The 13,382-nt window shown below is 65.9% G+C and carries 11 protein-coding genes; 8 read left to right on the plus strand and 3 right to left on the minus strand.

The window, feature by feature from the left end:
• Nucleotides 1-2 precede the first annotated feature (2 nt).
• The gene (locus tag K410_RS0115860; protein WP_028135807.1) at nucleotides 3-494 is read right to left on the minus strand and encodes a YaiI/YqxD family protein; all 492 of its coding nucleotides are present in this window, start codon (nucleotides 492-494) and stop codon (nucleotides 3-5) included.
• A gap of 106 nt (nucleotides 495-600) precedes the next feature.
• On the opposite strand from K410_RS0115860, the gene K410_RS0115865 reads away from it, so the two are divergent.
• Nucleotides 601-1,401: a hotdog family protein gene (locus tag K410_RS0115865; protein WP_028135808.1), complete on the plus strand. Its 801-nt coding sequence runs from the start codon at nucleotides 601-603 to the stop codon at nucleotides 1,399-1,401.
• Between the two features lie 129 nt (nucleotides 1,402-1,530).
• On the opposite strand, the gene K410_RS0115870 is transcribed toward K410_RS0115865, so the two are convergent.
• Nucleotides 1,531-3,903 (minus strand): xanthine dehydrogenase family protein molybdopterin-binding subunit, encoded by a 2,373-nt coding sequence (locus tag K410_RS0115870; RefSeq protein WP_028135809.1) that lies wholly within the window; start codon nucleotides 3,901-3,903, stop codon nucleotides 1,531-1,533.
• Between the two features lie 209 nt (nucleotides 3,904-4,112).
• On the opposite strand from K410_RS0115870, the gene K410_RS0115875 reads away from it, so the two are divergent.
• Together K410_RS0115875 and K410_RS0115880 are read left to right on the plus strand one after the other, a co-directional pair.
• Nucleotides 4,113-5,186, plus strand: a complete 1,074-nt coding sequence (locus tag K410_RS0115875) for a Ppx/GppA phosphatase family protein (RefSeq protein WP_028135810.1) — start codon at nucleotides 4,113-4,115, stop codon at nucleotides 5,184-5,186.
• A gap of 1 nt (nucleotide 5,187) precedes the next feature.
• Entirely contained in the window at nucleotides 5,188-5,886 is a 699-nt protein-coding gene (locus K410_RS0115880) for an RlmE family RNA methyltransferase (RefSeq protein ID WP_028135811.1), read from the plus strand.
• 167 nt (nucleotides 5,887-6,053) lie between these two features.
• Here the strand turns inward: K410_RS0115880 and K410_RS0115885 are convergent, their stop codons facing one another.
• On the minus strand, nucleotides 6,054-7,544 hold the full coding sequence (locus tag K410_RS0115885) for an MFS transporter (RefSeq protein ID WP_028135812.1): 1,491 nt from the start codon (nucleotides 7,542-7,544) through the stop codon (nucleotides 6,054-6,056).
• Between the two features lie 166 nt (nucleotides 7,545-7,710).
• Here K410_RS0115885 and K410_RS0115890 point away from each other — a divergent pair, with 166 nt between their 5' ends.
• From K410_RS0115890 to K410_RS0115910, 5 genes are all read left to right on the plus strand, one after another.
• A complete protein-coding gene (locus K410_RS0115890) occupies nucleotides 7,711-7,953 on the plus strand; it encodes a type II toxin-antitoxin system RelE family toxin (RefSeq protein WP_028135813.1) in 243 nt (80 codons plus the stop codon).
• A 9-nt stretch (nucleotides 7,954-7,962) separates the two neighbouring features.
• On the plus strand, nucleotides 7,963-8,373 hold the full coding sequence (locus tag K410_RS0115895; RefSeq protein ID WP_028135814.1) for a helix-turn-helix transcriptional regulator: 411 nt from the start codon (nucleotides 7,963-7,965) through the stop codon (nucleotides 8,371-8,373).
• Nucleotides 8,374-8,605: 232 nt separating this feature from the next.
• Nucleotides 8,606-10,099 carry an IMP dehydrogenase gene (gene guaB / locus K410_RS0115900; protein WP_028135815.1) on the plus strand — a complete coding sequence of 498 codons (1,494 nt, stop codon included), beginning with the start codon at nucleotides 8,606-8,608 and terminating at the stop codon, nucleotides 10,097-10,099.
• 253 nt (nucleotides 10,100-10,352) lie between these two features.
• On the plus strand, nucleotides 10,353-11,387 hold the full coding sequence (gene curA / locus K410_RS0115905; protein WP_028135816.1) for an NADPH-dependent curcumin/dihydrocurcumin reductase: 1,035 nt from the start codon (nucleotides 10,353-10,355) through the stop codon (nucleotides 11,385-11,387).
• A 22-nt stretch (nucleotides 11,388-11,409) separates the two neighbouring features.
• A complete protein-coding gene (locus tag K410_RS0115910) occupies nucleotides 11,410-13,350 on the plus strand; it encodes a caspase family protein (RefSeq protein WP_155253419.1) in 1,941 nt (646 codons plus the stop codon).
• The last annotated feature ends 32 nt before the right edge of the window (nucleotides 13,351-13,382 follow it).

The following is a 13,382-nucleotide window of genomic DNA, read 5'->3' on the forward strand; positions in this document are numbered from 1 at the left end:
GGCTAACCTTGGCTCGTTGCGGCCTGATCAGCGCGACGTCGCGCGATCCGCCGCAGCGTCTGGTCGAGCGCGGAGAGGAAGGCGGAGCGGTCGCGCGGCGCGAACGATCGCGGGCCGCCGGTGACCTCGCCGGCCGAGCGCAGATCCGTCATCAGATTGCGCACCGCCAGCGTCATCCCGATCGACTCCTCGGTGAACGGCTTGCCGTTCGGGGCGATCACGTCGGCGCCCGCCTTGACGCAGCGGCTGGCCAGCGGAACGTCCGACGTCACCACGACGTCGCCAGCCCTCGCGCGCTCCGCGATCCAGTCGTCGGCCGCGTCCATGCCGCTCCCGGCGGCAATGCGCTCGATCAGCGGGTCCTGCGGCGCACGGATGAAATTGCCGGCGACCACGCTGACGGGCACGCCGTGCCGGAGCGCCACGCGGTAGATCTCGTCCTTCACCGGACAGGCGTCGGCATCGACATAGATGCGGGTGGGGGCGTTAGTCATTCGCCGCGTGGTACCCCATCCGGGCCGCAAAGGCGAGGGGATTGACCGCTGTTCCCCGGGGCCTACGATCGGCCCTGCAGCAACAAGAATATGGGGAACGCCAGCCATGCCGAACCGGCTCGAAACCTACCGCGTCGAGGCCTACAACACCGCCAAACAATCCGAGAACAAGATGCATGACGACAAGGTGGCGCAGCGCTTCGGCTTTTCCGGCGGGCTGGTCCCGGGTGTCGACGTCTTCGCCTACATGATGCACGTGCCGATCGCCCGCTGGGGCCGTGATTTCCTGTCGCGCGGGCTGATCGAGGCGCGCTTCATCAAGCCGGTTTATGACGGCGAGACCGCCGATGTCGATGCCACCGAGCACGAGGGCGTGCTGACCATCGAGGTGTTCAGCCGCACCGAGCTCTGCGCGACCGGGACGGCCTCGCTGCCGGCGTCCGTGCCGGCGGTGTCGCTGGACGATTATGTCGCGGTGCCCGTGGTGGCCGAGCGCAAGCCGGTCGGTCCCGCGACGTTCGAGACGGGCAAATGGCTCGGCACGGCGCCGCGCCGCTGGGCCGGTCAGGATGCGGCGGACTATCTCACCGACGTCAGGGAGACCGATCCGATCTTCGCGCGAGAAGGGCTAGCGCATCCCGGCCTGATCCAGCGGGTCATGAACCGCGTGTTGGTGGATAATACGATCTTGGGCCCGTGGATCCACGTCGGCAGCCGTATGCAATTGCTGTCGGCCGCACGCGCCGGCGACGAGATCACCGCGCGGGCGAAGGTCACCGCGAATTACGAGAAGAAGGGCCACCGCTTCGTCGAGCTCGACGCGCTGGTCGTCGCCAACGGCACCACATCGATCGCACACTGCCAGCACACCGCAATCTACCAGCCGCGCGAGCAGGCGGCGGCGTAGGAGGCCGGAAGGGGCAGGCTGTCACCACATTGTCATGCCCGGGCTTGTCCCGGGCATCCACGTTCTTTGTGCGGCGTGCGTGGATGGCCGGGTCAAGCCCGGCCATGACGGCGGAGAGACCTGCTCCGCCTATGCCGCCTTGGCCTTCGCCTCCTGGATCGCGCGCCACACCCGCTCCGGGGTCAGCGGCATGTCGATGTGCTTGATGCCGTAGTCCGAGAGCGCATCGATCACCGCGTTCACCACCGTCGACAGGCTGCCGGCGCAGCCGGCTTCGCCGCAGCCCTTGCTGCCGAGCGGATTGGTGGTGGCGGGCACGGGGTGGTCGCCGATCGTCATGTTGGGCACGTCCTCGGCACGGGGTAGCGCATAGTCCATCAGCGAGCCCGTGATCGGCTGGCCGCTGTCGTCGTAGCGGATCTGCTCCATCAGCGCCTGCCCGATGCCTTGCACGACGCCGCCATGAAGCTGGCCCGCGACCAGCATCGGGTTGATCACCGTGCCGAAATCGTTGACCGCGCTGTAGCGCACGATCTGCACCACGCCGGTGTCAGGATCGATCTCGACCTCGGCGACGTGGCACCCGTTCGGGAACGCCGAGGCGATCGGTTCGCTGGTGTGATCGACGTCGAGGCTGTCAGGTATGCCCTCGGGCACCTTGCCGCCGTGCAAGCGCTTGGCGAGCTCCATGATGTCGATGCTGCGATCGGTGCCCGCGATCGTGAACCGGCCACCTTCGAATTCGATATCGCCTTCCGACGCTTCGAGCAGGTGCGCCGCCGCGCGCTTGCCTTTCTCGATGACGAGCTTGGCGGCGCCTACGATGGCTTGGCCGCTCGCGGTGATCGAGCGCGAGCCGCCGGTGCCGTTGCCGGTGTGGACGATGTCGCTGTCGCCCTGCACCAGCTTGATGCTGTCGAAGGGGACGCCGAGCTGTGCGCTCAGCACCTGCGCGAACGGGGTGGCATGGCCCTGGCCGTAATCGAGCGTGCCGGTGATGAGCTGCACGCTGCCGTCGGCGTCGAACACGATCTTGCCGAGCTCGGGGCTCGGGGGCGCCGTGACCTCGAGATAGGAGCCGACCGCGATGCCGCGCAGCTTGCCGGCCTTGCTGCTCTCCTTCTTGCGCTTGGCGAAGTTCTCGTGGTCGGAGATCTCGAGCGCCTTGTTGAACACGGCCTGGAAGTCGCCGCTGTCGTAGGTGACGCCGGATGAGGCCGCGAACGGGATCTGGCTCGGCTTGATGAAGTTGCGCTTGCGCAAGGTCAGCCGGTTGATGCCCATCTCGTCGGCGGCGCGGTCGATCAGCCGTTCCATGTAATAATTGGCCTCGGGCCGGCCGGCGCCGCGATAGGCGCCCATCAGCGTGGTGTTGGTCAGCACCACCTTGATGTCGACCGCCATCAGCGGCGTGCGATAGACGCTGGAAAAATTCTTGCCGGTGTTGAGCGAGAGCGGCCCGGGCGCGACGCCGGTGATGTAGGCGCCGACATTGCCGTAACCGGACAGCCTGGCCGCCAGGAAATGCCCCTCGGCATCGAGCGCGAGCTCGGCATGGATCTTCTGCGCGCGGCCGTGGCTGTCGGAGAGGAAGGCGGTCGAGCGCTCGTCGAGCCATTTCACCGGCCGGCCCAGCGCCTTCGCCGCATACAGGATGCACATGTATTCGGGATAATTGATGTTCTTCATCCCGAACGAGCCGCCGACATTGGCGGTGAGGATGCGCACCTTCTCGTTCGGCACTTTCAGGTTCTTGGCGAGGTTGGCGCGGTTGCCGGCCACGCCCTGCGTCGGCACCTGCAGCGTGTAGCGCTCGGTTGTCTTGTCGTAGGAGGCTAGCCCAACGCGCGGCTCCATCGAGACCACGGCGACACGGGTGTTCTCGATGTCGATCCTGGTGACGTGGGCGGCACTGGCGAAGGCCGCGTTGACCTTGTCGACGTCGCCGTAATGGTAGTCGAGCACGACGTTATCAGGGATGTGCTCATAGAGCTGCGGCGCGCCGGGCTTGGCGGCTTCCTCCGGGTCGGTCACCGCCGGCAGCGGCTCGACGTCGAGCTCGACCGCCTCGGCGGCATCGCGGGCCTGCGCCAGGGTCTCCGCCACCACGAAGGCGACGGGATCGCCGACGAAGCGGACCTTGTCGGTCGCCAGCGGCTGGCGGTTGGTCTGCAGCAGGGGCGACCCGTCGCGGCTCTTCAGCGGCAGGCCGCAGGTGAAGGGGCCGTAACCGGCGGCGTCGAGGTCCTTGCCGGTCCATACGCCCAGCACGCCCGGCATCGCCTTGGCGGCATCGATCCCGATGCCGCGGATGATGCCATGGGCGTGGGTGGAACGGACGACCACGGCATAGGCCTGGCCGGGCAGGTTGAAATCGTCGGTATAGCGGCCCTTGCCGCGCACCAGCGTGTCGTCCTCCTTGCGGCGGACGGGTTGCCCGACGCCATATTTTTGCAGTGCAATAGCGTTCTCGAGCGTGGACGATTTGGTGTGTTCTTGCATGGAATTGACCTGAAAAGCCGGCATTTGCGCATTTTCGCGGCAGCATGGCACCGGACCCATCTGAGATAACCCACGACCCCGTTCACGACAACGCACGAATGGGCATGGTCCTATGTGATGCGTTGTTGCGCATACCCGCCGCGCTGCTAATGTTTCAGGCGAAAAAGCAATTCCAGACCGGCCCGACCGGCCGCGGAAAGACAGTTTGTATGAATGACCACACGCGGCTCCGCGACGGCCATGCGCCGCACGGCGAGCTGGAGCGGTCGATGGCGGCAGTGGCGTTGGCCACCGAACCGGCGGCAGGTGCACAGGCGTCGGGAACCGGCGTCTATGCGGCGCTCGACCTCGGCACCAACAATTGCAGGCTGCTGATCGCCTGTCCGACCCAGGACGGCTTTCGTGTCGTCGATTCCTTCTCGCGCATTATCCGGCTCGGGGAGGGGGTCTCGGCGACCGGCTGCATCAGCGAGGCCGCGATCGAGCGCGCCATCGCCGCGCTCAGCATCTGCCGTGACAAGATCAACCTGCGCAAAGCGCGCCGGCTGCGGCTGATCGCAACCGAAGCCTGCCGCGCCGCCTCGAACGCCGAGGCGTTCCGCAGCCGCGTGGCGGCCGAGACCGGCATCGAGCTGGAGGTGATCGACCGCGAGACCGAGGCCGCGCTCGCGGTGCTCGGCTGCTCGCCGCTGGTCGACCCGAGGGGACGCGGCGCCATCCTGTTCGACATCGGCGGCGGCTCGACCGAGCTGGTGCGGATCGAGCGCGACGCTCAAAATCCGGAGCCGCGCATCAAGGCCTGGATGTCGATCCCCTATGGCGTGGTCACGCTCGCCGAGCAGTTCGGCGGACGCGACGTGACGCCGGAGATCTACGTTGCGATGGAGCAGGAGGTCGCGAACCACGTCGCGCCGTTCGCGGAGGAGCACGGCGACGATCTCGCCGACATGCACCTGCTCGGCACCTCGGGCACGGTGACGACGCTCGCCGGCATCCATCTCAACCTCGCGCGCTACGACCGCCGCCGCATCGACAGCATCTGGATGAACGATTCCGACATCGCCGCGACCATCAACAAGCTGCTCGGCATGAGCTACGAGGAGCGCGCGTCCAACAACTGCATCAGCGTCGAGCGCGCCGATCTCGTGCTCGCCGGCTGCGCCATCCTCGATGCGATCAGGCGCGCCTTTCCGCTGCCGCGCCTGCGCGTCGCCGACCGGGGCCTGCGCGAAGGCATGCTGGTCGAGATGATGCGCGAGGACGGCGCGCTCAGGAGCTGGTGAGATGGCCAAGGACACCACCGGCCGCTTGCACGTCCAAGTCAAGACCAAGGTCAAGACCGGCGGCAAGCGCAAGCTGTCGTCGAAGCTGTGGCTGGAGCGGCAGCTCAACGATCCCTATGTCGCCAAGGCCAAGGCCGCGGGCTATCGCTCGCGCGCGGCGTTCAAGCTCTTGGAGATCGACGACAAGTATCGGCTGTTGAAACCCGGCATGGCCGTGGTCGATCTCGGCGCGGCGCCCGGCGGCTGGAGCCAGATCGCCGCCAAGCGCGTCGGCTCCACGGAAGGCAAGGGCAAGGTCGTCGCGATCGATCTGCTCGAGATGCCCGAGATTCCCGGCGTCGATTTCGCGCAGCTGGACTTCATGGACAACGACGCGCCCGAAAAGCTCACCGCGATGCTGGGCGGCGGCGCCGACGTCGTGATGTCCGACATGGCCGCCAACACCACCGGCCACCGCAAAACCGACCAGCTCCGCATCGTCGGCCTGGTCGAGACCGCGGCCGCCTTTGCCTGCGACGTGCTCAAGCCCGGCGGTGCGTTCCTGGCCAAGACCTTCCAGAGCGGCGCCGACGCCGAGCTGCTCGCCCAGCTCAAGCGCGACTTCGCGAGCGTGCGCCACGTCAAGCCCGCCGCGAGCCGGCAGGACTCCTCGGAACGCTACGTGCTGGCCACGGGGTTTCGCGGCGGGCAAACGGCGTAGCCGCGTACTCTGTCATTCCGGGGCGCCTCGAAGAGGCGAGCTATGGTGCGCAATTGCGCACCTGAGAATCCATGTCTCCAGGCATTCTTGCGGCGCGATGGATTCTCAGATGCGCAATTGCGCATCATAGTTCGATGCTGCGCATCGCCCCGGAATGACGGAGGGGGTCACCCCAGCCGCTGGTCCCGCACGTCCTGCGTGTCTTCGCTGGCCGCCTTGACGGCCGCTTTTTCCGCGCCCTTGCCGGCCCCCTTGCGGCTCGCGATCTCCACGGCCTTGCGGCCGGAGATCTCGTGGCCCGCGTCCGCCGGCATCTGCCAGAAGAACCAGCTCGACGCCGCCGAGGCCAGTGCGACCACGATAAAGGCCGGCGCAAAAACGGTGGCGTTGATCTCGCTGACATGGCTGAACCACATCGTGGTCTCGACGCAAGCCGCGCCGACGGCGACGCCGGCCGAGATCGCCAGCTGCTGGTTGACGCTGACCAGCGTGGTGGCGCGGCTCATCTGTGCGGTCTCGACGTCGGCATAGGCGACCGTGTTGATCGCAGTGAACTCCAGCGAGCGGAAGAAGCCGCCGACCACCAGGATGACCATGATGATGAGCAGCGGCGTCGTCACCGTGAACAGCGCGCAGACGGCCAGGAAGAATGCGCTGACGATCGCGTTCACCGTCATCAGATTGCGGAAGCCGAAGGTGCGGATGATCCGCGCCGCCAGCGTCTTCATCCCCATCGCGCCGAGCGAGGAGGCAAAGGTGACGAGGCCGGAATGGAACGGCGACAGGCCGAAGCCGATCTGCATCAGGAGCGGCAGCAGGAACGGCAGCGCGCCGATGCCGAGGCGGAACAGAAAGCCGCCGAACACGGCCGCGCGCAGCGTCGGCAGCTTCAGGAGCGAGAAATCGAGGACCGGCGATCCGGTCCGCCGCGCGTGGATGACGTAGAGCGTCATCGAGATCGCGCCGCCCGCGACCAGCGCGGCCACTGTGCTCCACGGCAGCAAATTGAGCCCGGCGACCGACAGGCCAAATGCGATCCCGGCGAGTCCGATGCCGGCGAGCACCATGCCGTAGAGATCGAACGGCTCCTGCTCCTCGCTCTTGATGGGATCGATGAAGCGCAGCGCCATGAAGATGCCGAGCAGCCCGATCGGGATGTTGATCAGGAAGATCCAGTGCCAGGACGCGTAGGTGGTGATGAAGCCGCCGAGCGGTGGGCCGATCACGGGACCTATCAGGGCAGGCACCGTCACCCAGGCCATGGCGTTGACCAATGCGCTCTTGTCGACCGAGCGCAGCAGCACGAGGCGCCCGACCGGCGTCATCATCGCGCCGCCCATGCCTTGCAGGATGCGTGCGAACACGAAATCGGTGACGGAGGTCGAGAGCGCGCAGCCGACCGATCCGACCATGAACACGCCGACCGCGACCGCGAACACCATCCGCGCACCGAACCGGTCGGCAGTCCAGCCGCTCGCCGGAATGAACACCGCGAGCGACAGCAGATAGGAGGTGATGGCGAGCTTGAGCGTCAGCGGACTGGTGCCGATGTCGGCCGCGATCGCCGGCAGCGAGGTGGCGATCACCGTCGAGTCCATGTTCTCCATGAAGAGAGCAGTGGCGACGATCAGCGGAATGACGCGTTGCTTGTCGACCATGTCGGATTGGTAATGATCGGAGGGAAGGGCTGCTTTGCGGCTTAACACCAACGATTGGCCGGGACCATTGCGCATCGACGCATGGCACCTAAATCCTGCGAGAGGGGCATCGCTTTGTGGGATCATTGCGCTTGCTGAATTTATCGCATTATGCGATATTCGCGGCGTGAAGGAGATCGAATTCACTTCCGCCGCCGTCCGCCAATGGCGCAAGCTTACGGCCACCACGCGCGCCCAGATCGATCTTAAGCTGCAGGCCTTTGCGCAGTCCGGCGCGGGTGACGTCAAGGCGCTGAAGGGCGCGCCGGGCATGCGGCTCCGCGCCGGCGATTGGTGCGTGCTCTTCACGATGAAAGGCAACACGATTAGAATTCATGCGGTCGGGCACCGCCGTGAAATCTACGACTGAGAGGACGTCATGGCCAAAACCGTCACCGCGAAGAGCAGCGTTCAGTTCATTCGAACGCCAGGAGGCGACGATCTCGCAATTCTGCCGCGTAACGAATATGACCGACTGATCGCCCTTGCAGCGGAAGCGCAGGAAGACGCTTCGGCAAGCCGCATTGTCCGAAACTCCGTGCGTGCCGTGAAGGAAGGGCGCGAGGTGGTGCTGCCAAAGGCGGTCGTTGATCGTCTTGCGGATGGAGAGAATGCAATCCGGGTAATTCGCGAGTGGCGCGGCATGATCCAGGGCGAACTGGCCATAGCGGCAGGTATCAGCCAGAATTATCTCTCCGAGATCGAGAACGGACGGCGCAAGGGGCCTGCTGAGCTCCAGAAGAAATTTGCGCGGGCTCTGGGGGTTCCGATCGACCTGCTGATAGACTGAGGCGTGGGCCGGCCATCGATGCTGCCCCCTTGGGCCACGCCGGATGGACCAAAAAACCCCTGTGCATGGCTGGCCGGCGGTCCGAATTGCTTTGATTCGTCGCGCGGCCGTGCTATCGACCCGCGTCAACCCCACCGATGGGCTCCGATTCTCAAGGCGATGCCGCAAGGTACGCCGAGGGCGGCGCTCATCCATTAGCATTTGCGGCAAGGCCGCAGGAAGGAGTTGGCAAATGGCCACGGTGCAACTTCAGGGCATCCGCGAAGCCTTTACGTTCGACGACGTGCTGCTGAAGCCGGGCCTGTCGGACGTCATGCCGGGCGAGGTCGACATCCGCTCCCGCGTCACCCGCGCCATTCCGCTCAACATCCCGATCATGGCCTCGGCCATGGACACCGTCACCGAGGCGCGCATGGCGATCGCGATGGCGCAGGCCGGCGGCCTCGGCGTCATCCACCGCAATTTCGACCCCGAAGGGCAGGCGGCACAGGTCCGGCAGGTCAAGCGCTACGAGTCCGGCATGGTGGTGAACCCGCTCACCATCAGCCCCGAGGCCACGCTCGACGACGCGCTGAAGCTGATGAGCGATCACGGCATCTCCGGCATTCCCGTCGTCACCGGCGCCGGCAAGAACATTCCGGGCAAGCTGGTCGGCATTCTCACCAACCGCGACGTGCGCTTTGCGACCAATCGTCAGCAAAAGATCTCCGAGCTGATGACGCACGAAAACCTCGTCACGGTCCGCGAGAATGTCAGCCAGGACGAGGCGCGGCGGATGCTGCACCAGCATCGCATCGAGAAGCTGCTGGTCGTCGACGAGCAATATCGCTGCGTCGGCCTGATCACCGTTAAGGACATGGAGAAGGCGGTTGCTCATCCGCTCGCCTGCAAGGATGCGCAGGGGCGCCTGCGCGTCGCCGCCGCCACCACTGTCGGCGATACCGGCTTCGAGCGCACCGAGCGCCTGATCGATGCCGGCGTCGACCTCGTCGTCGTCGACACCGCGCACGGCCATTCCCGCCACGTGCTGCATGCGGTGAACCGCATCAAGCGCCTGTCCAACTCGGTGCAGGTCGTTGCCGGCAACGTCGCTACCACGGAAGGCGCGCAAGCGCTGATCGACGCGGGCGCGGATTGCATCAAGGTCGGCATCGGCCCGGGCTCGATCTGCACCACGCGCATCGTCGCCGGCGTCGGCGTTCCCCAGCTCACCGCGATCATGGATGCGGTGGAAGCGGCGAAGAAGGCCGACATCCCCGTCATCGCCGACGGCGGCATCAAGTTCTCCGGGGACCTCGCCAAGGCGCTCGCCGCCGGCGCCGATATCGCCATGGTGGGCTCGCTGCTCGCCGGCACCGACGAGACGCCCGGTGAAGTCTTCCTGTGGCAGGGCCGTTCCTACAAGGCCTATCGCGGCATGGGCTCGGTCGGCGCGATGGCGCGCGGATCTGCCGATCGCTACTTCCAGCAGGACATCAAGGACACGCTCAAGCTCGTGCCTGAGGGCATCGAGGGCCAGGTGCCCTACAAGGGCGCGGTCGGCCACGTCATGCACCAGCTCGCCGGCGGCCTGCGCGCCGCGATGGGCTATGTCGGTGCAAAGGACATGAAGGAGCTGCACGACAAGGCCCAGTTCGTCCGCATCACTGGCGCCGGCCTGCGCGAAAGCCACGTCCACGACGTCACGATCACGCGCGAGAGTCCGAACTATCCGGGCGGGGGCTAGTCTCTCTCCGCTCTCGTGCCCGGACGCAGCGCAGCACCACTTCGGTGATGCGCTCTGCAGAGCCGGGGGCCCATCGCCGGACTTGATCGTGTCGCGAGATCTGGGTCCCGGCTCTGCGCAGCAACGTTTCACGTTGCCGCGCGTCCGGGACACGAGAGCTGTGATGAAGCGTCATCATGCTCCGCCGCTTTTGTATTGACGCGGCTAGCTGCCTCCGCTTCCGTCCCCGTCGAAAGACAATTCGGAGGAAGCCATGTCCCAAGCTCAGCACAGTGCCAAACGCATCGTCCTCGCCGCGCGTCCCGTCGGCGAACCCAAGCCGTCTGATTTTCGCCTGGAGGAATTCGCAGTTCCGACACCCGGGCAGGGTGAAGTCCTGCTGCGCACGATCTGGCTGTCGCTCGATCCCTATATGCGCGGGCGCATGAGCGAGGGGCCGTCCTACGCTGCGCCCGTGCCGGTCGGCGGGGTGATGGAAGGCGAGGCGGTCAGCGAGGTCGCGGCGTCCAACAATCCTGATTTCGCGGTCGGCGACATCGTGCGCATTCGTTCCGGCTGGCAGACCCATGCGATCTCAAACGGCAAGGGCCTGATCAAGGTCGATCCCAGGCTCGGCCCGATATCGACCTCGATCGGCGTGCTCGGGATGCCCGGCATGACCGCCTATACGGGCCTGCTCGACATCGGCAAGCCGCAACCGGGCGAGACCGTCGTCGTCGCCGGCGCCTCCGGTGCAGTCGGCTCGGCGGTCGGCCAGATCGCGAAGATCAAGGGCGCACGCGCTGTCGGCATCGCCGGCGGCAAGGACAAGTGCGACTACGTGGTCAGGGAGCTCGGCTTCGATGCCTGCATCGATCACCGCGATCCCGATCTCGCCGCCAAGCTGAAGGACGCCTGCCCGAAAGGCATCGACGTCTATTTCGAGAATGTCGGCGGCACCGTGTTCGAGGCGGTGTTCCCGCAGCTCAACCCGTTCGCCCGCGTGCCGGTCTGCGGCTTGATCGCCCATTACAACGACACCGAGGCCAAGCCGCCGAAATGGGCCGGCGCGATGATGCGCAACATCCTCACCAAGCGGCTGACCTTCCGCGGCTTCATCGTGTCCGACTTCGCCGCACGCCATGGCGACTTCCTGCGCGACATGTCCGGCTGGGTCCGCGACGGCAAGGTCAAGTACAAGGAGTTCGTCACCGAGGGCCTGGAGAGCGCGCCCGGCGCCTTCATCGGCCTGCTGAAAGGCGCCAATTTCGGCAAGCAGCTGGTCCGGGTCGGGCCGGACAAGGCCTGAGGCGAGTGCTCCCGAACCCGCGTTGGCCGCCCCTGCGCTTAGGGCCGGGCGGCCGACGACGGCTGCAAAATCCGATTGGCAAACGCGGAAATGCTACTACCATAGGGTTAGCAATTGGGTCCTGCGATATGAGGTTGCGGGCATGCGGCGGCGCGATGTGCTTGCCGGCGGACTTGTCTGGGGGCAGTTGCTGGCGGCTCGAAGGGTCCTGGCGCAGCCTGCGGCCTCCACGCGCGGCGCTGTGGTGATCGGGGTCAACAAGACCGGCAACTTGCCCGTGCTGAGAGCGGCCGTCTCGGGCGCAAAGTCGATCGCACAATGGCTTACGACGGAAGGTTTCGAGGTCAAGCTGATCACGGATGAGGTCACGCCGGTCACTGGCGTAGCGCTCAGGGCGGCCGTGACGGAGTTCGTCAATCGCGGCACGCTGACACAGCTCGTGATCTACTTCTCCGGTCATGGAATTGCGTTTGGCAACAACGAGTTCTGGTTGTTGAGCGGAGCTCCGGACGATGTCAACGAGGCGGTCAGCCTGACGGAATGCGTGGCGCTTGCCGGGCGTAGCGCCGTATCAAACGTCGTGATCATCTGCGATGCCTGCCGGTCCAATTCGGACTTCGACAGCTCGCTGCTGCATGGAACGGTGATTTTCCCGCTGGGAAGCTACATCCCCGGACGTCCCTCTCCGGAGGTCGATCGTTTCTTCAGCACCCGCCCCGGCGCGCCATCCTATGAGTTGCGGCAGAAGGCGGCCGATGAGTTCCAGGGCATCTTCACCGAGACTTTTCTCGATGCCTTCCGCAACCCGCGACCCGATATGGTGTCGACGGTCGGGGGCGTGAGCGTGGTCTCGAACCGGAAGCTCAAAACGTTCCTGCTCGACGAGGTGCCGCAGCGGTTACGCGTACACAATGCGAGTCTCGCGCAATATCCCGATGCGCGCATCGAATCCCCCGACAGTGCCTACCTGGGACGCGTGCGGGGATCGGTGACGGCGGCGGTCGAACAGCCGCGAGATGTGACGCTGGTCGACGTTGCCGCCCATCAATTCAATCGCACCGCGGTCGGAGCGCTTGCGTCGCTGCGAAAGATCGATTCCGTCAGAGAGCTGGAGGTCGCTTCGAACACCGGCTTCAACGCGGCCCAGCAATCCTTGATTGTGGCGAAGCAGCCCGCCACGACCTTCAATGCACCGACCGGATTCTCGGTGACCGGCGCCCAATTGCGCGAGGCATGGCTGGCTGGCGGCAGGCAGGCGCAGATCGTTGCACCCGGCAACGGTACCGACCAGTCCGGCCTCGTGAACATTCCCGTCCAGGATGGTTCTCCAATGACGGCCGCGCTGGTGTTTGCGGACGGCAGCGGGACCGTGCTTGCCGCACTGCCCGGCTTCATAGGGTCGCTCACCGTCCGCAATGGCGGTGTGGCGGACGTCACGTATGCCCCGTCGCCGTCAAGCCGGCGATGGAGCGAGTACAAGGAGGCCGGACCCCGCCTCGATCAGCTGCGGGCGCTCATGGCGACGTCGGCCCAGTTCGGCGTGCTCCGCATCGAAGGCGACCGGCAAACGCGCTCGGCGGCGGCCTCGAGACTTGCCGATCAGATTCGTGTGCTGAAGGGAATTGATCCGACGCTCGGAATTTACGCCGCCTATGCTTACGCTGACGCCAATCTGCCGCAGCAGGTCGCCTCGGTGCGGTCTTTCATGGCGGGTGACCTCGAAGGCGAGTTGTTCGATCTTGCGCTGTTGGCCGACGTACTGTCGGACAGCAGGATATCCGAGCGCGCCGTGCCATTCTGCCCGATGTTCTCGCAGGGCTGGCAGCTCATCCGCACTCGCAATGTGGTGCTTCGGGACCAGGTCCTGCGGGCCAGGGACAGCCTGCGGTCGTCGCTCTGGACCACGTTCGGTCCCCCTGGAATGAAATTGATGCTGGAAGCCCTGGCCACCGCCAGCCGCTGATCGTGCGCGGCCGAACGCGGCCGAACACGGGT

The organism is Bradyrhizobium sp. 22 (genome assembly GCF_000482425.1).
Classification (GTDB): Bacteria; Pseudomonadota; Alphaproteobacteria; order Rhizobiales; family Xanthobacteraceae; genus Bradyrhizobium; species Bradyrhizobium japonicum_B.

Excerpts from the sequence above, each read along its gene's own strand:
- K410_RS0115860 (WP_028135807.1), bottom strand. The coding sequence starts at position 494 with ATGACTAACGCCCCCACCCGCATCTATGTCGATGCCGACGCCTGTCCG.
- K410_RS0115870 (WP_028135809.1), bottom strand. The coding sequence starts at position 3,903 with ATGCAAGAACACACCAAATCGTCCACGCTCGAGAACGCTATTGCACTG.
- K410_RS0115880 (WP_028135811.1), top strand. The coding sequence starts at position 5,188 with ATGGCCAAGGACACCACCGGCCGCTTGCACGTCCAAGTCAAGACCAAG.
- curA (WP_028135816.1), top strand. The coding sequence starts at position 10,353 with ATGTCCCAAGCTCAGCACAGTGCCAAACGCATCGTCCTCGCCGCGCGT.
- K410_RS0115885 (WP_028135812.1), bottom strand. The coding sequence starts at position 7,544 with ATGGTCGACAAGCAACGCGTCATTCCGCTGATCGTCGCCACTGCTCTC.
- guaB (WP_028135815.1), top strand. The coding sequence starts at position 8,606 with ATGGCCACGGTGCAACTTCAGGGCATCCGCGAAGCCTTTACGTTCGAC.
- K410_RS0115865 (WP_028135808.1), top strand. The coding sequence starts at position 601 with ATGCCGAACCGGCTCGAAACCTACCGCGTCGAGGCCTACAACACCGCC.
- K410_RS0115895 (WP_028135814.1), top strand. The coding sequence starts at position 7,963 with ATGGCCAAAACCGTCACCGCGAAGAGCAGCGTTCAGTTCATTCGAACG.
- K410_RS0115875 (WP_028135810.1), top strand. The coding sequence starts at position 4,113 with ATGAATGACCACACGCGGCTCCGCGACGGCCATGCGCCGCACGGCGAG.